This is a genomic window from Halogeometricum sp. S1BR25-6 (genome assembly GCF_031624495.1).
GTDB lineage: Archaea > Halobacteriota > Halobacteria > Halobacteriales > Haloferacaceae > Halogeometricum > Halogeometricum salsisoli.
Map to the genome: position 1 here is coordinate 790,414 of NZ_JAMQOP010000001.1, position 19,597 is coordinate 810,010.

18 protein-coding genes are annotated in these 19,597 nt (G+C 64.3%); 11 read left to right on the forward strand and 7 right to left on the reverse strand.

Going from position 1 to position 19,597, the window contains the following annotated elements; all coding sequences use genetic code 11:
• Positions 1-279: 279 nt before the first annotated feature.
• Positions 280-969, reverse strand: a complete 690-nt coding sequence (locus tag NDI76_RS04135; RefSeq protein ID WP_310922748.1) for a 4-carboxy-4-hydroxy-2-oxoadipate aldolase/oxaloacetate decarboxylase — start codon at positions 967-969, stop codon at positions 280-282.
• Positions 970-1,137: 168 nt separating this feature from the next.
• On the opposite strand from NDI76_RS04135, the gene NDI76_RS04140 reads away from it, so the two are divergent.
• Positions 1,138-2,175, forward strand: a complete 1,038-nt coding sequence (locus NDI76_RS04140; protein WP_310922749.1) for a zinc-dependent alcohol dehydrogenase — start codon at positions 1,138-1,140, stop codon at positions 2,173-2,175.
• A gap of 183 nt (positions 2,176-2,358) precedes the next feature.
• On the opposite strand, the gene NDI76_RS04145 is transcribed toward NDI76_RS04140, so the two are convergent.
• Both NDI76_RS04145 and NDI76_RS04150 read right to left on the reverse strand, forming a co-directional pair.
• Entirely contained in the window at positions 2,359-3,267 is a 909-nt protein-coding gene (locus tag NDI76_RS04145) for an NAD-dependent epimerase/dehydratase family protein (RefSeq protein WP_310922750.1), read from the reverse strand.
• Positions 3,268-3,490: 223 nt separating this feature from the next.
• On the reverse strand, positions 3,491-4,264 hold the full coding sequence (locus NDI76_RS04150; RefSeq protein ID WP_310922751.1) for an IclR family transcriptional regulator: 774 nt from the start codon (positions 4,262-4,264) through the stop codon (positions 3,491-3,493).
• A 165-nt stretch (positions 4,265-4,429) separates the two neighbouring features.
• On the opposite strand from NDI76_RS04150, the gene NDI76_RS04155 reads away from it, so the two are divergent.
• Positions 4,430-5,074 carry an MBL fold metallo-hydrolase gene (locus tag NDI76_RS04155; RefSeq protein WP_310922752.1) on the forward strand — a complete coding sequence of 215 codons (645 nt, stop codon included), beginning with the start codon at positions 4,430-4,432 and terminating at the stop codon, positions 5,072-5,074.
• Between the two features lie 42 nt (positions 5,075-5,116).
• Here the strand turns inward: NDI76_RS04155 and NDI76_RS04160 are convergent, their stop codons facing one another.
• Positions 5,117-5,548 carry a universal stress protein gene (locus NDI76_RS04160; RefSeq protein WP_310922753.1) on the reverse strand — a complete coding sequence of 144 codons (432 nt, stop codon included), beginning with the start codon at positions 5,546-5,548 and terminating at the stop codon, positions 5,117-5,119.
• 122 nt (positions 5,549-5,670) lie between these two features.
• On the opposite strand from NDI76_RS04160, the gene NDI76_RS04165 reads away from it, so the two are divergent.
• The 5 genes from NDI76_RS04165 to NDI76_RS04185 all read left to right on the forward strand — a co-directional run bounded on the left by NDI76_RS04165 (position 5,671) and on the right by NDI76_RS04185 (position 11,245).
• Positions 5,671-6,702: a Bug family tripartite tricarboxylate transporter substrate binding protein gene (locus NDI76_RS04165; protein WP_310922754.1), complete on the forward strand. Its 1,032-nt coding sequence runs from the start codon at positions 5,671-5,673 to the stop codon at positions 6,700-6,702.
• Positions 6,703-6,988: 286 nt separating this feature from the next.
• The gene (locus tag NDI76_RS04170) at positions 6,989-7,474 is read left to right on the forward strand and encodes a tripartite tricarboxylate transporter TctB family protein (RefSeq protein WP_310922755.1); all 486 of its coding nucleotides are present in this window, start codon (positions 6,989-6,991) and stop codon (positions 7,472-7,474) included.
• On the forward strand, positions 7,471-8,961 hold the full coding sequence (locus tag NDI76_RS04175) for a tripartite tricarboxylate transporter permease (protein WP_310922756.1): 1,491 nt from the start codon (positions 7,471-7,473) through the stop codon (positions 8,959-8,961). The genes NDI76_RS04170 and NDI76_RS04175 overlap by 4 nt, the downstream gene beginning before the upstream one ends.
• A gap of 426 nt (positions 8,962-9,387) precedes the next feature.
• Positions 9,388-10,893, forward strand: a complete 1,506-nt coding sequence (locus NDI76_RS04180; protein WP_310922757.1) for a S8 family peptidase — start codon at positions 9,388-9,390, stop codon at positions 10,891-10,893.
• Positions 10,894-11,080: 187 nt separating this feature from the next.
• The gene (locus NDI76_RS04185) at positions 11,081-11,245 is read left to right on the forward strand and encodes a hypothetical protein (protein WP_310922758.1); all 165 of its coding nucleotides are present in this window, start codon (positions 11,081-11,083) and stop codon (positions 11,243-11,245) included.
• Between the two features lie 26 nt (positions 11,246-11,271).
• Here the strand turns inward: NDI76_RS04185 and NDI76_RS04190 are convergent, their stop codons facing one another.
• Complete coding sequence (locus NDI76_RS04190) at positions 11,272-11,667, reverse strand: response regulator transcription factor (RefSeq protein WP_310922759.1); 396 nt, start codon at positions 11,665-11,667, stop codon at positions 11,272-11,274.
• A 234-nt stretch (positions 11,668-11,901) separates the two neighbouring features.
• On the opposite strand from NDI76_RS04190, the gene NDI76_RS04195 reads away from it, so the two are divergent.
• Positions 11,902-12,072: a hypothetical protein gene (locus tag NDI76_RS04195; protein WP_310922760.1), complete on the forward strand. Its 171-nt coding sequence runs from the start codon at positions 11,902-11,904 to the stop codon at positions 12,070-12,072.
• Positions 12,060-12,470 (forward strand): phosphotransferase family protein, encoded by a 411-nt coding sequence (locus NDI76_RS04200; RefSeq protein WP_310922761.1) that lies wholly within the window; start codon positions 12,060-12,062, stop codon positions 12,468-12,470. The genes NDI76_RS04195 and NDI76_RS04200 overlap by 13 nt, the downstream gene beginning before the upstream one ends.
• Here NDI76_RS04200 and NDI76_RS04205 read toward each other — a convergent pair.
• Both NDI76_RS04205 and NDI76_RS04210 read right to left on the reverse strand, forming a co-directional pair.
• Positions 12,415-13,077, reverse strand: a complete 663-nt coding sequence (locus NDI76_RS04205) for a helix-turn-helix domain-containing protein (protein ID WP_310922762.1) — start codon at positions 13,075-13,077, stop codon at positions 12,415-12,417. The genes NDI76_RS04200 and NDI76_RS04205 overlap by 56 nt on opposite strands.
• A gap of 332 nt (positions 13,078-13,409) precedes the next feature.
• The gene (locus tag NDI76_RS04210) at positions 13,410-15,179 is read right to left on the reverse strand and encodes a nitrite/sulfite reductase (protein ID WP_310922763.1); all 1,770 of its coding nucleotides are present in this window, start codon (positions 15,177-15,179) and stop codon (positions 13,410-13,412) included.
• A gap of 481 nt (positions 15,180-15,660) precedes the next feature.
• Here NDI76_RS04210 and nasA point away from each other — a divergent pair, with 481 nt between their 5' ends.
• Both nasA and NDI76_RS04220 read left to right on the forward strand, forming a co-directional pair.
• The gene (gene nasA, locus NDI76_RS04215) at positions 15,661-17,748 is read left to right on the forward strand and encodes an assimilatory nitrate reductase NasA (protein WP_310922764.1); all 2,088 of its coding nucleotides are present in this window, start codon (positions 15,661-15,663) and stop codon (positions 17,746-17,748) included.
• 533 nt (positions 17,749-18,281) lie between these two features.
• On the forward strand, positions 18,282-19,580 hold the full coding sequence (locus tag NDI76_RS04220) for an MFS transporter (protein WP_310923861.1): 1,299 nt from the start codon (positions 18,282-18,284) through the stop codon (positions 19,578-19,580).
• Positions 19,581-19,597 lie beyond the last annotated feature (17 nt).

Genomic DNA, 19,597 nt, shown 5'->3' on the forward strand with positions numbered 1-19,597 from the left:
GATATCGGAGCATCCCAGTTCGGTTCCATCTCGGCCTCTTTCGATCGGATACCACTCACTGTTACATACATAGAGTCGTAACGAATCTTGCAACTCACTCGACTCAGCACTTCAACATTGTCAAATCCGGCTGGACCTGTCGGCGATGACCCCGACTCGAATCCCAGGCCGAACCGACAACGAGGCGGTCAAAACGAGTCGCGTTAGACACCACGCCGATCTCCTCGTCTATTGCTCGGTATCGGGCCGTAGTTGCCGCTGGCTCGTCGTTTCGAGGACTTACTGAATGGAATCTTCCGGCCCGACAATAGTCAAGTTGTCGAATAGTTCGTCGTAGCCGTTGAGTTCGTAGAGGTATTCCCCACCCAAGACCTCCTCACGGACGGAATCCTCCGAATCGAGCTTCTCGCGGGAGCGTTCTAGCACGTCTTCGGCACCTTCCTGCGGAATCACGGCGACGCCGTCGTCGTCGCCGATGACGATGTCGCCGGGGTCCACGCTTACCCCGCCGCAGGAGACGGTGACGTTTATCGACCCCGGGTCCTGCTTGAGCGGTCCCTGCGGGTTTATTCCCCGGCCGTACACCGGGAACTCCATCTCCGCTATCTCTCGACTGTCCCGGTAGGCGCCGTCGATGATGATTCCGGAGAGATCGTTTGCCTGACACGAGGTGCACATCAGTTCGCCGAGGTGGCCCGTTTCGGTGTAGCCGTTGCAGTCGATGACGAGAACGTCTCCCGGTTCGGTCATCGTAATCGCCTTGTGGATGATCAGGTTATCGCCGGGCGACGCGTTGACAGTGACCGCCGTCCCGGCCATCTCCACGCCGTCGTACGCCGGTCGGATACCCGAGTCCATCGTCAGTCCGACGTTTCCGGTGACGTCCGAGACGATGGTGCTTGGCACGTCTTCGAACGCCGCGACGACGTCGCTATCCGGCCGGTCTACGTCATGCTCTACCGTGTGCATACGGCGACCGATGCGGACGACTCATGTTAAACTATCGGTGTCTCTGACTCACCCGGTGTCGTTCGTCTGTGCTGTCGTCCGTCCGTGGTTCGGTCCGCGTGTTCCCGCCCGCGGACAGCGGCTCTCTTAATCCATAGAATTATACCTGCAGGGCTGTCACGATGCTGTATGCGTGGATTAGCGAAGACAGAGCGTACTGAAGGGTACGTCGAACTCATCGAGCGAGAGCGCCCGATACCGGCGGCCGACGAGGTACTCATCGAGGTGGAGTACGCCGGCATGTGCGGCAGCGACGCGGGCATCTACAAGTTCAAGGCGCCGTTCGAGCGCATGGACCTCCCGACGGTCATCGGTCACGAGTACACCGGCCGTGTCGTCGAAATCGGCGAGGACGTGACGAAGTTCGCACTCGACGACCGGGTGGTCGAACGACCGATCCGGCCGTGCGGCGACTGCTACCAGTGCGAAATCGGCGAGGAGAACGTCTGTCAGCACACGGAGCTCACTGGTATCGACCACGACGGCGCCTACGGGGAACTCATCGCCGTCCCGGCGGACGTCCTCCACCCCGTCCCCGACGGCGTCCCGGCGAAGCACGCCGCGATCGTCGAACCGACGGCCATCGCGACGCGCGCCGTCATCGAGAACTCCCGGGTTAGCCCCGGCGACCGCGTCCTCGTCGAGGGGCCGGGACCCATCGGACTGCTGTGCGCGCAGGTCGCTGCGGCGCAGGGCGGCGACGTGGTCGTCTCCGGGGTCGGACGGGACTCGAAGTATCGCCTGCCACTCGCCCGCGACCTCGGATTCGAGGCGCTCGATGTGGCTGAGACGGACATCGCGTCGCATCGCGAGCGACTGACGGACGGTATCGGGTACGACGTCGTCTTCGACACGACGGGACACCCGTCCGGGTTGCCCACCGCCGCGGACGAGGTGCGGAAGGGAGGCCAGATCGTGCTCGTCGGGCAGACCGGTGAGACGACGATGCCGTACTCCCCGCTCGTCCGGGCCGAAATCGACCTCCAGTGCAGTTACGGGGCGACCTATGAGGACTTCGAGCGCGGACTGCGGCTCATTCAGGCTGGCGACGTCGATTGCGAGACGTTCGTCGACGACCGGTTCTCGCTGCTCAACGCCGAGGAAGCGTTCGAGGCCTTCCTCGCGGGGGAGACTTGCAAACCCGTCTTCGACGTCTCGGTGCTCTGAGTTCCCGCTCCAGTACGTGTCGACGGTCGCGTGAACGACGTGCTCTCGCATCGCGCAGATTTTCGTCCGCCGCCGCCTCGTCGAGTCTCGACTGTCCGTCGTAGTCGACGTTGGACCTGAACTCCTCGGGCACTCGGAAAACGGACGTTTACGACCGCCTCGTTTCTTTGGTGGTCGCCCCGTTTACGACTCCGAGGAGGCGCTCTTAACTTCGGGCGGGCCGTCCCATCGACAGCCGTCGTCCTTCGGTTCGTATCCGAGAACCTCCTTTGCGTGCTCGGTGTCGAACCACCGGGACGCGTTGTCGCTGACGGCGTAGAACGTATCGTACGTCACCGTCTCGTTCCCGAGACAGCACTCGACGAGGTGGGCGAAGTCGCGCTGGGACGTCCACGTCGCCTTCAGTCGCTTCACCATTCGTTCGTACTCCTCGCTTCCGCGCTCCCAGGACCCCGTTTGGGATTGGTCCCACACCTCGTCCTCGTCGCCGAGTTCGTGCTCGTTGCCTCTGTCGACGCCGCGTTCCGCGTCGCCGTACGGGTGGTCGTATCGCTCCGTCCGGACGCTCGAGATGCGGAGCGAGAATATCTGCGTCGGGTAGGCGTCGCGTCGCGCATGCGACCGGAGGATGTTCTCGCCGAAGAGCTTCGAGGCGCCGTAGTAGCCGTCGGGTTTCGGAAGCGATTCGTGGTCGAGTAGCAACGGGTACCCCTCCCCGTAGAGGTCCGGCGCGTGGTCCTCCTCGTACAGCCCCATGACTCGCTGCGAGGACGCGAACACGAGTTTCTCCACCTCGGCGTCCTGTGCCGCCTTGAGGACGTTGTACGTTCCGACGATGTTCGGTTCGACAATATCGCCGAAGTCCGCCCCGGCGTCGGACTGGGCGGCGAGGTGAATCACTGCGTCCTGCCCGTCGAAGGCGGGTCGGATCGCTTCGTAGTCGCTGACGTCGGCCACGTGCGTCTCGTAGTCTGGGTGGTCGTTTCGGTCGAGGAAAGTGAACTCGTATCGATCCTCGCCCACCAAGTGGTTGCGCAGGGCTTCTCCCGCTTCGCCGAACGGACCCGTAATGAGGACTCTTTGCGTGCTCATCGATAATTGAGGTTTAGACTGGAGGCATTTATAGCTTCTGCGAACTTAAACCGACGCTTCAGCCCGCTTCGAGGGCTCTGACGGTCATTTCCCACCGTCAGCAGGATGGCGTGGTTTCAATAATATCGAATTCTCGACGAGCGATTGTATTACAGTACTATGAATGTAACCAATAAATAGCTGAGCGATCGACCGTCTCCGAAACGAAGTCGGAACCGACGGGCTACTGCTGGGAAAGTTTTAGTTCGATGATGTTCTTTTTGTTCAGGAGCGCCGGAGCGAGCGTCTCCTCGATGCGTTCGTCTCCCATCCTGCTGAGCGGGCCGCTGATGCTGATTGCGCCGACGACCTCGTCGGGATTCGATAATATTGGAGCCGCGACGGCACTCACACCGACGAAGTGCTCCCCGCGGTTTATCGCGTACCCCCGTTCCCGCGTCTTGGTTAGCTCTTCGAACAGCGCCTCCCTGTCGACGATGCTCTCGTCGGTGAGCGCCGGAAGCCCTCGTAGATCAAGGATGGCCTCCACTCGCTCTTCCGAGAACTGCGACAGCATCGCCTTCCCGAGCGCCGTGTTGTGCAAGTAGAGATGCGCGCCCAAGGCCGCGTTGTCGTCTATGGACTCGGGTCCCTCCGATTTGTACAGTTGGACCATGTAGCCGTTCTGTTCGGTCCCCACGTTCGCGATCTCCCCCGACTGTGCCCGGAGGTCGTCTATCTCCGGTTTCGCGGCCTGATAAAGCGGCAACTGATCGCGCAGTTGGCCCCCGGTGCGGAGAAAGAGGAAGCTGCACTCGTACCGATCGTCGTGCTTCGTCACGTAATTGTTCTCGACGAGGGTGGCGAGGTGGATGTGGGCGGTACTCATCGGCATGTCGAATTCCGCGGCGACCTCCGAGAGCGTCGTCGGTCCCTCGGTTCGCAGGTACTCTACGATGTCGAACGCTCGTGAGACGCTCTTCAACTGCCGCGTACTCGATTGGTCGTCCTCGCTCATACGAGCCCATCCCATCGTCGCATATTAAGTGCTAGGAAGCGCTTCAAACATGTTGAACCCGAAGTGCAGAAGAGAGACCCCGACGCCGCACGGGGCGGGTGAGAGCGCCTGTACTCCCGGGTATCGGTAGTTTTATTTTTCCCGGTCGGCGATTCACGAACGACCATGAGCGCGGAGAGCGTCGTCGACGACATCTCGCTGATACAGTTCGAGCACGTGCGGGTGTACGTGCTGGAGGACGTACCGAGCGGAGAGACCACCCTCGTCGACACGGCGTTCGAGGAGAACGGCGAGGAACTGGTGGAAGTACTTCGAAGCGAGTTCGGCGGCGTCGACCGTGTCATCCTGACGCACGGCGACCACGGCCACCACGGAGGGCTCCCCCACGTGATGGAGGCGTTCTCCCCGACGCTGGCCGCGCCGGACAACGAGTCGAAACTGTACGAGGCCATCGAGTACGAACCGGACGTGCGGTACGAGGACGGCGACGTTTTGGAAGGCAACATCGAGGTGATCCAAGTCCCCGGCCACACGGAGGGGACGTCCGCGCTGTTACTCCGGGACCGAGATATCCTCATCTCGGGAGACGCGCTGGACGGGGCGGACCGCGCTGGACTCCCGGCCGGCTACCTCCTCCCGCCGCCGGCGCTGTTCAACGACGACCACGAGGCGGCGGAGATAAACCTCTACAACCTGCTCCAGTACGACTTCGAGACGCTGTTGGTGTTCCACGGCTCGAACGTCTTCGAGGACCCGAAGGGGAAACTCGACGACTTCCTCGTCGAACGCGAGTGGGACCCGCGTCCCTGAGTGCCCGAGCGACGTCGAGACGACCAAAACAGTTCCCTCGGGTCAGTCCTCGTCGACGAACGAGGTGACGACAGGACAGGTGGCGTCGAGCAGGATAGACTGGGCGACGCTTCCGAACAGCACCTTTCCGGTCGGAGAGCGGCGTCGGGGACGGACGACGATGTACCGCGCGTTCCGCTCTTCGGCGTAGTCGATGATTTCGTCGGCCGGATCGCCCACTAACCCGACGGTTTCGTACTCGACCGAGATATCGGTCACCGCCTCCTCGGCCATTTCGGCCGCCGCGGCGCGAACCTGCTCCATATCGAGCGGATCGTCGGCCTGCGCGCTGGTCCGTCCCAGATTCACGAACTCAGAGCGGGTCAACGCGTGGACGAAATGGACCGTATCGCCGAACGCCTCGGCCAGTCGCTCGGCCTCTTTGACTACCGTCTTCGTTCTGTCCGATCTATCTACCGCTCCGACGATTACCATGCGTCCTACTGTTTCGTACCCCTACATCATTGTTTCGCCGCCGAACGTCGGACTCTGGCCGTAGATGTTGTCACTGGATGATAGAAAAACCTAAATGATAGTCCCCATACGATAGAGTAGAGATGACAGACGACAGTATCTCTGCCAGCGCTGGGGACAGTCAGGCGAGTACGTACGGTGGTGTGAACCGGCGGAGCGTGCTGAAGGCTCTCGGCGGAACCGGTCTCGTGGCGACCGCGGGGTGCACCAGCCAGTTGTCCGGCGGGTCGAATCAGGAGTGGCCTTCCCGGCAGGTAGAAGTGGTGTCGCCGTGGTCGGCCGGCGGGGGCGCCGATCGGACGAGTCGGGCGGTCGCCGATGCGGCGGAGAGCAACACCGACGTCTCGTGGAACGTCAGCAACCAGACCGGCGGGTCGGGGTCCGTCGGGATGAGTGCGGTGGCCAACGCGGAGCCGACCGGGCACATGCTCGGTTGTACCGCTCCCGAAATCTGCCTGTATCAGCACCTCGGCATCGCGGACTTGGGTCCGGAAGACATCACGCCCATCATGCAGTACACCCAGATGCCCGCGGCCATCGTGGTGCGACAGAACGCCGACTACACGACGGTCGACGAGTTCCTCTCGTACGCGGAGAACAACCAGGTGCAGATGGCCAACTCCGGAATCGGGTCCTCGTGGCACATGGCAGGCGCCGCCTGGGCGTCCGAGGCGGGAATCGACGTGCAACACGTCGCGTACGAAGGTGCCGCGCCCGCCATCACCGCGACGGTGAACGGCGAGGCGGACTGCGCGACGGTCGGCGCGGTGGAGGTCGCCTCGCAGGTCCGAGACGGTCCCCTGACCGCGCTCGGCGTCATGTACGACGAACAGCTCGAATCGCTGCCGAACACGCCGACGATGCAGTCGCAGGGGGTCGATATCGTCATCGGATCGTGGCTCGCGCACTTCGCCCCGCCGGACCTTCCGGACGAGGTGCAGCAGTCCATCGTCGAGACGTACAACACCGTCTACGAGTCCGAGTCGTTCAGCACGTTCATGGAGAACAATAACTTCATGCGCGTCAAGCGCGGTCCCGACGAGCTCCAGCAGTTCCTCGACGAGCGCTACGAGTTCTACGGAAACTTGGTCGAAGAGCTGAACATACAGGCCTGAGCGTCCGCAGTATCGACGACTCGAGGGGCCCGAGACCCTTCGGTCGACACCAGTAGGTTTTTATAAATCGTGAGTGAACGTTTCACACAGTCACCCAACACATGAGCACCAGTAATGCACGTTCGGGGCATCGGCAGACCACGCTCCGGCAGAAACGCGACCGAGGTGAACGGCGGCGAGACCCGATACCGACCGTTGCGCCGTCGCCGACGAACAGAAGGTCGCGAACCGTAGGAGCGCGGGTCACGTCGATTCGCGAATACGATTTGGAACCGAGGTGGTCCACATGACGGTGGGAACCGACAGGCTTCGGTCAAGTCCGCTCGCGGTCGCCTTCATCGTCGGCGCGGCGGTTGTGATACTCTTCGCGGCCCAGTTCCCGAGCGGCGGCGAGGTCGGACCGGGTTTCTTCCCCATCGGCATCTCAGCCGGCATCATCCTCTTCGCACTCGTCGAGTTGGTCACCGAGAGCGACGGTGGCCTCGACGTGAGCGACCACGACCTTCGGGCCGCCGGCGTGGTGTTTGCCCTCGTGCTGGGCTATCTCCTGATGATGCCGCTTGCGGGATTCCTCGTGGGGACGATACTGTTCCTGCCGGTCATCCTCTACTACTCGGGTGTCCGCTCGCCGGCGACGATACTCCTGATGTCGATACTGCTTCCCGTCGCGCTGTTCTACATCTTTAGTCAGTTCTTCTTGGTCCCGCTCCCGGAGGGCGTGATACCGTTTTCCAGACTGCTCCCGCGGCTTCCCGTCTGGGTGATGCTATGATCGAGGCCATCCTCGGCGGGTTGGCGAACGTCCTCAACCCGTTCACGCTGTTCCTGATGGTCGCCGGCGTACTCATCGGCATCCTGATGGGGTCGATTCCGGGGATGACGGCGACGATGACCGTCGCCGTCCTGCTCTCGTTCACGTTCACGATGGACCCGGGCAACGGGATGATGCTCCTGCTCGGTATCTACGGCGGCGCGGTGTACTCGGGGTCGATCCCAGCGATTCTCATCCGTACGCCGGGAACGCCGTCGGCGGCGGCGACCATCTTCGACGGCTACCCGCTCTCGCAGAAGGGAGAGGCGGGCAGAGCCATCCGCATCAGCACCGTTGCCTCGTTCATCGGCGGCGTCATCAGCGTCATCGGTCTGATGTTCTTCTCCCCGCTCATCGCCGACGCGGCGCTGCAGTTCCGTTCGCCGGAGTTCTTCGCGCTCGCGCTGTTCGGGTTGACGATCATCGCCAGCGTCAGCGGCGACTCCCTCCCGAAAGGGATGATATCCGGCCTCTTCGGGATGCTCGTCGCAACCGTCGGTATCGACCCACTCACCGGCTTCCAGCGGTTCACCTTCGGCGTTCCGGAACTGCTCACCGGCGTCCAGTTCATCGCGGTCATGATCGGATTGTTCGGTATCGCGGAGGGGATGAAGGCGTACTCCTCGGGTATCGACGGTGAGGGCAAGAAGGTCGAACAAGATATCGAGGGCATCGTCCCCTCCCTCTCGGACCTGAAGGCCATCGGTCCCGTCTCGACGCTGTCCGGCATCGCCGGCGTCCTCATCGGCTCGATTCCCGGCGCGGGCGGCGACATCGCGGCGTTCATCACCTACAACGAGGCGACGCGGTGGATCAAGGATGCCGTCCCCTCGTTCGGTGAGGGTAACATCCGCGGTATCGCGGCCGCGGAGTCCGGGAACAACGCCAGCACTGGCGGCGCGCTGATTCCGACGCTCACACTCGGCATCCCGGGCGACTCGGTATCGGCCATCCTCATCGGCGCGCTGATGGTCCACGACGTCCAACCCGGTCCGGCGCTCTATCAGGAGGAGACGACGCTGCTGTACACCATCTTCGTCGGCTTCCTCCTCATTTACGTTCTCATCCTCCTCTTCGGGCTGCTCGGAGCGCACTACTGGGTTCGACTCATCAACATCCGGGAATCGCTGTTGTGGCCCGCCATCCTCGTCCTCTGCGTCATCGGTGCGGTGGCGCTCCGGGGCAACCTGTTCGACGCGTGGGTGATGCTCGGCGCGGGTGCCCTCGGGTACGTGCTCCGACTCCGGGGCTACCCGTTGGCGCCGATGGTGCTCGGACTCATCCTCGCGCCCATCGCCGAGACGAATCTCCGACGTTCTCTCTCGCTGTCCGGAGGCTCGCTCGATATCTTCTACACGAGTCCCATCGCACTCGTGATCATCCTCCTCAGCGTCGCGACTATCGCCGTTCCCGCCGTTCGCTCTCTCTCTTCGGGTTCCTCCGCCTGAACAGCGGTTCTTACTTCTACGGGTTTTCCTCGTCTCAACAAGCGTACGGACTCGGAGTCGAAGCGTAGCGTTCGTACGAACGGTACGGAAGCGGAGCCCTTCTGTATTCGTTCTAAATAGGGAAAGCGTATCTACTTCATCCGAATACAGAACTTTACTGGACGCTTATAAGAGATGAATAGAACACAATAGTAGCTTTATTCTGTATACGATTTCACTAGGATAGATAACGATTTCGAATTTCGATACATAGAAATAGAAATCCCGTATATAGATATAACGACTCTGTTTGAGACTTGGGCTAACCCACACGACTCCTCAGCGGTAGCCGTCTCTTGGTGGCATTAAAACACAATCCTACGAAATATAAGATCAATTCTATTTTCCTCAACACTTTACTAGTTACCCTCCTGAGAGTAGCTCGTCATGTCTCCGCTTACCAGACGCGCACTCCTCAAAGGAGTCGCCGGCAGCACGGTCGCCCTCGGGGCGATGGGAACCGCGACGGCCGCGGACGACCGGGAACAGTACGTCGTCACCGCGTCCGGGACGGGCGCACTGAAGCGACTCGAACGAAGCGACGCGGAGGTCGTCGCCTCCATCGCAGGCGATACCGTCCACCTCGTCCTCGCGACCGAGGCGGCGGACATCGAGGGAATCAGCGGTGTCGCGTCCGTCGACCCGAACGAGGGGTATCGCCTGCTCGGCCCGGCGAAGCGGGCGACCAGCACGGCGGAGTCGCTGGACGACCAGTACGCCTCGCTCCAGTGGGACAAGATGGCCGAGACGACCGGCGCGTTCGAGGCGCACGACACCGCGACGGGCGCCGGCAGCACCGTCGCCATCATCGACACCGGCATCGACGAACAGCACCCGGACATCCCCGCCGTGATGGAGAAGGGCAGACTGTTCCGCGCGGACGGACTGACCAGCCCCGACGACGACCCTACCGTGGCGGGCGACGAGACCATCGAGGCGAACCTCCACCCCGACACCGAGGAGGTGGAACCGTACGTCTGGCGCGGCCCGCCGGAGACGCGTTCGCAGTCGGCGGCCGACGACGTGCAATCACACGGAAGTCACTGCGCCGGCATCGCCGCGGCGAAGGACGACATCGACGCCGACGGCGTTCCCGAGGACCTCGGCGTCGTCGGGATGGCGCCGGACGCCGAGGCCGTGCCTCTTCGCGTGTTCTACTGGAAGCGATTCGAGGACTACGAACTCGACGGCGACGCCGACGGCGAGGTCGAGGAGACGATTCCGGTCGTCACGACGCTGTACACCACGGACTTCGACATCATGAGCGCCATCGACTACGCCCCCGACGTCGGCGCTGACGCCGCGAACATGAGCCTCGGTGGCGGCGTGGTGAAGGGTTCCGCGCACAGTTCCGGCGAGCACGTCGCCTACCAGCGCGTGACGCAGGACGCGGTCGAGCGGGGCACCGTCGTGACCGCCAGCGCGGGCAACGCGAGCGCGAACCTCCAACAGGGCGGCTTCTACACCCTCCCGAACAGCGTCCCCGGGACACTGAGCGTCAGCGCCACCGGGCCGAACAACGAACTCGCATTCTACTCGAACTACGGCACCAGCGACATCGACGTCGGAGCGCCCGGCGGCGGCTACGAGACGCTGGAGAAGACGCTCGCGGCCGATACCGAGTGGCCCTATCCCACGAACCTCGTTCTCTCGACGGTGCCGCCGGACCTCAACGACGGCCTCGCGTACGACTGGTACGCCGGCACGTCGATGGCCGCACCGCAGGTGGCCGGTCTCGTCGCCCTGATTCGGGAGGTGGCGCCGGAGATGAGCGCCAAGAAAATTCAAAACGTTATCGAGCGCACCGCCCGCTACAGCACGGGCCGGAGCAGCCCCAAACTCGGCGCGGGCGTCGTCTACGCCCCCGACGCTCTCGAAGAGGCGCAGCGCTGAGCCGCGAGTCCCGCTCGAAGTACCGGCCGCGACCGTTCAATTTCGCGCGCTATCCGTAGAAACCTGACGTGTCGTGCAATTGTGACGAGTATCATCGATAAACACGGTAGTATATATCCGAATCCGGTTACCTAATTTGATATTCTTCGACATAAGGTTATACACTGCCGTCAGAAATCACGGCGGCATGGACACGAACCCGGGGGGACTGTCCGAACTCCTCTCCGACAGAATCCGGACGAGCTATCTGGCGAAGATGGTCGCCGTCTTCGTCGTGATCGGCCTCGTCGTCGCGTCGGTCGGCGCGTACAGCTACGTCAACACGAGCCAACACGTGAAAGCGGAGACATAGGAAGAACTGGTCGCCAACGCGGAGACTCAACGACTCGCTTCGAGGCGTTCGAGGAACTCCTCGCGACGGATCGGCTTGGTGATGTACGCGGCGATGCGGTCGCCGTCGTCGTTCAGGTGTTCGTCCGCTTCGTAGGCGCTGAGGACGAACACGTCGCCGTCGAACGCCGTTTCGTCGAGGCGGTCTATCACCTCCGGTCCCGAGAGGTTCGGCATCCGACGGTCGAGGACGAGGACGTCCACCGACGCGTCGAGTTCCGACAGCGCGGCCTCTCCGTCGGCCGCCTCCCGCACCGACCACCCTTTCTCTCCCGCCAGCCAGATGACGAGCGTCTCCCGAAACGCCTCGTCGTCGTCGACCAACAGGACGGTTTGTTCCGTCGCCTCTTCCTCCCGTTCGGACGTAGGTTGACTGTGCTGCATGCGTCTTACTTTTTGGAGGTCCCAACCCGCGACACCCGGTCGTCTTTACAGATAGTTCTGATTGACGACTCATCTGATATAAGCACTCGCCTTGTATGTACAAGTCCGTTCTTACTATCGGTCCGCTCTCGTCACCAGCGAGACGCGCCGACCGGCCCGCCGTTCAGCACCGCGTCGAGAGTTCTCACAGAACCACAACCGTTCTCCCGTTCGGTTCGGTTCGGTAGCCGAGGTATGGACGACGTACCCGAAGCGCAGGAGTTCTCGCGTGCGACCCTCGCACGGATGCTTCGGCAGGTCGACCCGGATGCGACGCTTCGGGATAGCACCCGCGTCGACCGCGGCTTCTGCTCCATCTACCGACTCGACGTGCGCGGCGACGAGGGGACCGAGTGCGATACCTGAAGGCGTCCCCCGACGGCGAGCCTCGGTCGATTCCGGCCGAACCCCGGATTCAGTCCATTCTCCGCGCTCGCACGTCGATGCCCGTCCCCGCGGTTCGCGGCGTCGTCGACGACCACGGGGCGCTCCCGACGTCCTACTTCCTCATGGACGCCCTCCCCGGCGAGCGCGTCGCCTACGAACGCGTGACTCGGTTCGGCGACGACGCGCTTCGACGACTCGCCCGGGAGACGGGCGAGCAGTTGGGCGAACTCCACTCGGTTCCGGCCGTCGATGCGTTCGGGTTCGTCGGCCACGACACCGCTGAGGGCCGTCACACGGAGCCGGGCGCGGAGCGACCGGGTCTCAGCGCTCCTCGCGGTCGCGCTCCGTCGAGAGCGTCTCGCCCAGAACGGCGTTGATTCCGCGTCGGATTCGGGAGCCGACCGCCTGCTGGGTGATTCCGAGTTCCGAGCCCAGTTCGGCCATCGTCACCTCGCGCGGCGTGTCGAAGTAGCCGCGTTCGTACGCCAAGACCAGCGCCTCGCGTTGGGCTTCGGTCAGGGTCGCCTCCCCCGAACGCCGTCGCGGGGTGAGCGAGCGGACTTCGGTCATCGTGACCGGCACGTCCCACTCCTGACAGCGGTCGTAGAACGCGGCGACGTCGTCGCGCCCGTCGCCGCGTATCCGGAACAGCCACTCCTCGCTCGTGCCGACCGCTTCGAGGAGCGACACCGCCGTCTCGGCCAGCGCACTCAGAACGCCCTGATGGGCGGTGTTCCACTCGACGCGCAGGAGGTACTGGTCGTCGACGGCGTCCACGAGTCGAACGCTCCGCACGGCCGGGTGCGGGGAGAACGCCGCCTCGACGTCGTCGACGCGAACGCCGTGCACCCACACGTACGGGACCACCGTGCCGCGGTTCGGGACGACCCGTTCGAGTTCCACGGTCGCCGCCGGGAGCGCCTCGAAGACGCTTCCCAACGGGAACTCCCGGGCGCGGACCGTGAACGTCGCCTCAGTCGCCATTCTTCGTCGGGCACCGATAGCCGACTGGTGGACGGTCGCGGGAAGGAGTGACTGCTCGCGTCTCCCCGCCGCGCGGGGGGCCGAATCGGGGTCGGTCGGCGTCCGGAAAGGGAATCGAGAGGGAAGAGACAGGTCTGACCATCGAGCGTACTGACGTACAGCGATGATTCACCTAACGGGCCGCTTTCCGTGTGAAAGGCGTTTAAGTGCTCGCGGGCGGCCGTCGTCGCGCAGTCCGTCAGTTTCCGCGGTCGGAACGTCGAACGGCGCCGCCGACCGCTCTCGCTCGCATCAGGTGGGACGCAGCGCACCGTCCGACGGGGCTGCGGCGCTCAGTCGTCCGCCGAGATTGGGTCGCCGCTCGCGTCGGTCGGCGCGGGGCTCTCCCCGTCGTCGAACGGGTACCACGACTGCTTGCCGTCGGTGAGACAGGGGTCGACGTAGTCGGTCTCTTCTGGTTCGGCGAACTCGACGAGCGCCTCCTGTCCGGTGGCCTCGACCCACTGTCTGAACGTCTGGCCGTCCTCGCGGTGGGCGGCGAACGCCTCCAAGAGATTCCGCAGCAGGCCGGGCACCTCGTCGGCGGGAACGCGCTGGCGCACCCACTCGACGAACGAGGGTTCGGGACCGACGCCGCCGCCGACGCCCACGTCGAGCGCCTCGACCATCTCGCCGTTCTTCCGGGCGCGCATGCCCTGGAAGCCGATGTCGGCGGTCAACGCCTGCCCGCAGTCGGCCGTACAGCCCGAGTAGTGCATCTTGATCTGCGAGACGTCGTCGGGGAGTTCGACGTTCGCGCGAAGCCAGCGCAGCATGACCGCCATCCGGGCCTTCGTCTCCGTCAGCGCGAGCGAGCAGAACTCCGTGCCCGTGCAGGCCATCGCGCCGCGGGTGAAGACGCTCGGTTCGGGGCTGTGCGTCTCCAGCAGGTCCGACGCCAACAGCGCGTCTAGTTCGGACTCGGGGACGTCCAGGATGAGCGGGTTCTGCCGACGGGTGAGCCGCATGGCTCCGGAGCCGTGGCGGTCCGCGAGGTCCGCCAGTTCGATGGTCTCGGCGGCGGTCAGCCGACCGAGCGGCACCGAGAGGCCGACGTAGTAGTCGCCGTCTTTCTGTTCGTGGACGCCGACGTGGTCGTGTTTGCCCGCCTCGTCCGGCCGTCCGGCGTTGTAGGTGTACTCCTCGCGCAGGTTCGTCCCCGCCCCTTCGAGTTCGAAGTCGACGTACTCCGCCTGCAGCAGGTCGCGAATCTTCTCCGTCCCCCACTCGTCGACGAAGAATCGGCTCCGGTTCTTCTGGCGGTTTTCGCGGTTTCCGTGGTCGAAGTAGAGTTCGACGAACCCACGCACGACGTCGTAGGCGTCGTCCGGTTCGACGAAGACGTCGAGGTCGCGCGCCCGCCGCGGTTGGCGCCCGCCCAGACCGCCGCCGACGCGGACGTTGAACCCGCGGACGGCCTCGCCGTCGACGGTCTTCTCGGCGGGTTCGAGACCGATGCCGTTGATGGAGTCCTGCGCGCAGCCCTCGCGACAGCCCGTGACGCTGATGTTGAACTTCCGGGGCATGTTGGCCAGGTCGTCGTCGTCGCGCAGTTTCTCCGATATCTCGTTGAGCACGGGTTGGGCGTCGACGAACTCCCGGTGGTCGCGGCCGGCGACCGGACAGCCCGAGATGTTGCGCATCGTGTCGCCGCCGGCCGACCGCGAGGTGACGCCGACAGACTCCAGGCGCTCCCATATCTCGGGGATGTCCTCCAGTTTGAGCCAGTGAAGCTGAACGGATTGACGGGTGGTGAGGTCGATCCAGGCGTCGCCGAACTCGGGATTCTCGACCGGACCGGCGGCGTAGTCGCGCGCCACCTCGCCGATGGCGCGCAGTTGGTCGGGTTCGAGCACGCCGTTCGTGTTCGCCAACCGCATCATGAAGTAGCTCTCCTGCCCGGAGCGGTGGTGGAACACCCCCCAGAACTTAAACCGGGAGAACCACATCTCCCGTTCGTCCTCGGGTATCGACTCCCATCCCTCCTCGGCGAACTCGAGTATCTTCTCGCGGACCTCGTCGCCGTACATCCCCGCCTTCCACTCTTCTTTCTTATTCGCCACCGGAAACACCCCGACTGGTCAATTGAAGTGCTATCGCACAGAAGTTGTGTGATTGGTCCATTAACGTGGCTAAAGCTTCACAGCAATGCATAAAATACTGCCTCTTTAACAAATACACAAGATTGTCTGGTGAACTCGACGGACAGAAAGAAGGCGTCCGGAGCCGACTATATTTCAGGCCACGAGTGATGAATCATTGTTTCGTCGCTCGGTCCGTTCGAGAACTGTCGATATGAAAACCGGCGGCCGAAGAGGGTCGACTCGCGACCCGGTCCCGTCCGGCGCGGCGACGTCGGGGTCGCACGCGCGAGTGAACCTAAAACACACAATACAATATAATCTCTTTGAGGCCCTTCAATTGTCTCCATAGCAACGACTATTGGGCGAGAGCCGGGACGAACGCACAGCTAGCGCGCGTAGCGGTGGACAGTTGTTTTACTCAAACCATGATATTCGTTGACGAAATCCTCGCCACCCGACTATGACCGATCCGAAACCAACCACCTGTATGCGGTGTGCGGTCGGATGCGGCTACCTCCAAGAAGGCGCGGCCCCGGGTCGGGGCGTCGCCGACGTGTCCGGTCACTCCGAGCACCCGACGAGCGGCGGTCGCAAGTGCCGCCGCGGCGTCCGCGAGACGGTCGACCCGAAGGGAGAGCGACTGACGACGCCGCTGATACGACGGGGGGATAGCCTGCATCCGACGGACTGGGACACTGCCCTCGGTGTCGTCGCCACCCGTCTCATCGAGGCGATTCGCAAGAGTCCGACCAACGTCGCCGTGCTGGGAAGCGGCCAGCAGACGAACGAGGCGGCGTACGCCCTCGGGAAGGTCGCCCGCGGCGTCTTCGGGACGCCCCACTACGACGCGAACACGACGCTGTGCATGGCGTCGGCCGTCACGGCGTACTACCAGGCGTTCGGGAGCGACGCGCCCCCGCCGACGTACGACGACATCCCGGAGGCGGACACGCACGTCGTCTGGGGGGCGAACCCGGCCGTCGCCCACCCCGTCATGTACCGCTGGATTGCGGACAGCGCACGGGACGGCGACCTCATCGTCGTCGACCCGGTGTCGACGAAGACCGCCGCGGAGGCGGACGTGCACGTCCAACCCGACCCCGGCACCGACCTCGCGTTGGCGCGCGCCGTCCTCGCGCACCTCGTCGAGTCCGACGACGTGGACCAGGCGTTCGTGGACGCGCACACCGACGGTTTCGAGCGGATGGTGGAGTCGCTTCCGGACGCCGAGACGGCGGCCGCCACCGCCGGCGTCCCCCTCGACCGGGTCGCCGAGGTCGCTTCGGCGCTGGACGCCGCCACGCTACTCTACTGGGGGATGGGCGTCAACCAGAGCGTGCAGGGCACCGCGACGGCGCGGGCGCTCATCGACCTCTGCTTGGCGACGGGGAACCTCGGTCCGGGGTCCGGGCCGTTCTCCCTGACCGGGCAGGCGAACTCGATGGGTAACCGCGTCTGCGCGTCGAAGGGGACCTGGCCCGGACACCGGGCGTTCACCGAGGCGGCCAACCGAGAGCGGATGGCCGAGGTCTGGGACGTGCCGCTGACCCGTCTGCCGGACTCCTCCGGTCCCGGGTTCGTGAGCATCGTCGACGGACTCGCGCGCGGCGACATCGACGTCTGCTGGACCGTGGCGACGAACCCCGTCGCCGGCATGCCGGACGCCGGTTACGTGAAGAGGGCGCTCGACGACGCCTTCCTCGTCGTACAGGACGCGTTCCGCTCGGACACGCTGGCGTGCGCCGACGTGGTCCTGCCGGCGGCGACGTGGGGGGAGTCGACGGGGACCGTGATGAACATGGAACGCCGCGTCTCGCCGGTGACCGCGGTGAACGCCCCGCCGGGGTCGGCCCGGCAGGACCTCGACATCATCGCGGCCGTCGGCAACCGCATCGACCCCGACGCGTTCGACGGTCCCCCGGTGGACCCGGAGTCGGTGTTCGACGAACTCCGGGGGCTGACCGCCGGCACGACGGCGGATATCTCCGGAATCACCTACGACCGCTTGGAACGGGACCTCGCCGTTCGGTGGCCCGCGCCTGACGAGGACACCGAAGGCGGATACCGGTACTACGACGGCGGGGAGTGGTCGTTCCACACCGACTCCGGCCGCGCCCAGTTCTCCACCGCGGTGCACAGCGCCGTTCCCGAACCCATCGACGAGGAGTACCCGCTCACCCTCACGACCGGTCGGGAATCGGACACCTACAACACCGGCGTCCGAACGCGCGGCGCGGGGGAGACGGACAAACCCACCGCGCGGATGCACCCCCAGACCATCGCGGACTGCCTGCTGTCAATCGACCGCGGCGAGACGGTCATCGAGTCGCGCCGCGCCAGCGTCGTCGTCGAGGTCGCACCCAACGACGGCGTTCCGCCGGGCGTCGTCTGGCTTTCCATCCACAACGCGGCCGCCAACGAACTGACGCTGTCGGCTGTGGACCCCGAGTCGGCCGAACCGAACCTGAAGCAGTGCGCCGTCGCGCTACAGGCGCCGGAGCGCGCGCACCCGGAACGCGAACGCGACGCCCCGGTTCTGTCGACGTAGCGGCGGCCGTCACTCCGTCCCCCCGTCGTGTCGTCGCGTCGTCGCTACCAACCGTTCTCCGAACTCGTCCTCGACCCGTTTCGACGACGCCGACAGTTCACCGTCCGACTGACCGTCGGACCGGCGCGACCGCCGCCGAGACTCCATCATACTCGTCTATTATACTACCTCTTTGGTGTGGATTCTAAACCGTATCTCTCCGAGACTCCGCGACAATTCATTTCAACCCTGTAGGATAGAATAATAACTCCATCCGAGCGCTCGTTTGAGGGATTCGCATATCTCGGCTCCCAGCCACCTATTTGTCAACCGAATCTCTTATTAACTATCCATGTATGGCCTCGAACCGTAATGAAGTGTAAGAATAGAAAGTCTGAAGCGAAAGTCGTGAAGGGACGGCACTCGGAACCGGGCGGTCGGTGGACGAACCGGCACGTCTCGGCCGATTCGCGTCCGGTTCGGTCGGCCACGGTCGGACGTGCGGGCGCCGACGGGCGGACCGGGGGGTGTCGGAAGTGAACAGTCCGATCAAGATGACGAAGTACCGGACGCTGCTGCTCGCAACCGTCGGATTCAACTTCTCGTTTCTCATCTGGTTCTCCTTCGCGCCGTTCACCGGTCCGATGGCCGACGAGTTCGGTCTCTCGCTCGCGGAGATCGGAATCCTCGCCAGCGCGGCCATCTGGCTCGCGCCGTTCGGCCGCATCCTGACCGGGTGGCTCTCCGACAAGTTCGGCGCGCCGACGGTGTTCGCCATCGTGTTGGGCTACGTCGGCGTCTTCTCGATGGCCTCGGCGTTCGCCCAGTCGTACGCGGTGTTCTTCGTCGAACGCCTCATCGTCGCCACGGCGGGCATCACGTTCGTCATCGGCATCCAGCACGTCTCCGAGTGGTTCGAGGAGGGGGAACTCGGCACCGCCGAGGGCGTCTACGCCGGCATCGGCAACGCCGGCGCCGCGGGCGGCGCGCTCATCCTCCCGCGCGTGTTCGGGTCGGGGTGGAACGGGCCGCTGTTCTCGACGAACTGGCGCGCCGCGTTCTTCTACACCGGCGTCGTCTCCATCGTTCTCGCCGTCGTCTACTACGTCTTCGGCGAGGCGGCCAAGAGCGACGCCAAACGGCAGGCGACGAAGGACAGCGCGAGCTTCAGGGGCTGGTTCTTCACGGCCACGCGGTACGGCACCGTGGTACTCGCGCTGGCGTACGTGATGACGTTCGGCCTCGAACTGTCGATGAACGGCTGGCTCGCGACCTACTACCGCGAGGGGTTCAACACGGACAACCTCGTCCTCGCGAGCACGTTCGCGGCCACGTTCTCCGTCGCCGCCGGCCTGCTCCGCCCCATCGGCGGCTACGTCAGCGACGTGCTCGCGCGGCGAGAGCAGGACATCCTGCCCGTCTTCCAGGGACGCTACCGCGAGCAGTGGACGTTCGTGACCCTGTGTTTCGTCGTGCTGGCGATGTTCGGGATGACCGCCGCGGGTCTCACCGGACAGGTCCTGCTAGCCGTCGGCGCCGGCTTCCTCGTCGGCACGGCCTGCGCGCTGGCCGAGGGCTCCATCTTCGCGCAGGTGCCGTCGATGTTCCCCAACAGTTCCGGCGCCGTCGCGGGCGTCGTCGGCGGCATCGGCACCGTCGGCGGTATCGTCTACCCCCTCGTCTACGCCGCGCCGTACCTGCCGAACCTCCACACCGGCTACTCCGTCGTCGCGGTGTCGATGGTGCCCATCGTGCTCCTGACGGCGTGGGTGTTCCAACCGAAAATCGCGAGCGTGGCCAACGAGGCCGGGTTCGTCGGGCAGGGGGAGACGACGGTGACCTCCGACGACTGACGGCCTCGGGAGAGGAG

Coding starts and splice junctions, on each gene's coding strand:
- NDI76_RS04135 (WP_310922748.1), bottom strand. CDS start 969: ATGCACACGGTAGAGCATGACGTAGACCGGCCGGATAGCGACGTCGTC.
- NDI76_RS04140 (WP_310922749.1), top strand. CDS start 1,138: ATGCGTGGATTAGCGAAGACAGAGCGTACTGAAGGGTACGTCGAACTC.
- NDI76_RS04145 (WP_310922750.1), bottom strand. CDS start 3,267: ATGAGCACGCAAAGAGTCCTCATTACGGGTCCGTTCGGCGAAGCGGGA.
- NDI76_RS04150 (WP_310922751.1), bottom strand. CDS start 4,264: ATGAGCGAGGACGACCAATCGAGTACGCGGCAGTTGAAGAGCGTCTCA.
- NDI76_RS04155 (WP_310922752.1), top strand. CDS start 4,430: ATGAGCGCGGAGAGCGTCGTCGACGACATCTCGCTGATACAGTTCGAG.
- NDI76_RS04160 (WP_310922753.1), bottom strand. CDS start 5,548: ATGGTAATCGTCGGAGCGGTAGATAGATCGGACAGAACGAAGACGGTA.
- NDI76_RS04165 (WP_310922754.1), top strand. CDS start 5,671: ATGACAGACGACAGTATCTCTGCCAGCGCTGGGGACAGTCAGGCGAGT.
- NDI76_RS04170 (WP_310922755.1), top strand. CDS start 6,989: ATGACGGTGGGAACCGACAGGCTTCGGTCAAGTCCGCTCGCGGTCGCC.
- NDI76_RS04175 (WP_310922756.1), top strand. CDS start 7,471: ATGATCGAGGCCATCCTCGGCGGGTTGGCGAACGTCCTCAACCCGTTC.
- NDI76_RS04180 (WP_310922757.1), top strand. CDS start 9,388: ATGTCTCCGCTTACCAGACGCGCACTCCTCAAAGGAGTCGCCGGCAGC.
- NDI76_RS04185 (WP_310922758.1), top strand. CDS start 11,081: ATGGACACGAACCCGGGGGGACTGTCCGAACTCCTCTCCGACAGAATC.
- NDI76_RS04190 (WP_310922759.1), bottom strand. CDS start 11,667: ATGCAGCACAGTCAACCTACGTCCGAACGGGAGGAAGAGGCGACGGAA.
- NDI76_RS04195 (WP_310922760.1), top strand. CDS start 11,902: ATGGACGACGTACCCGAAGCGCAGGAGTTCTCGCGTGCGACCCTCGCA.
- NDI76_RS04205 (WP_310922762.1), bottom strand. CDS start 13,077: ATGGCGACTGAGGCGACGTTCACGGTCCGCGCCCGGGAGTTCCCGTTG.
- nasA (WP_310922764.1), top strand. CDS start 15,661: ATGACCGATCCGAAACCAACCACCTGTATGCGGTGTGCGGTCGGATGC.
- NDI76_RS04220 (WP_310923861.1), top strand. CDS start 18,282: ATGACGAAGTACCGGACGCTGCTGCTCGCAACCGTCGGATTCAACTTC.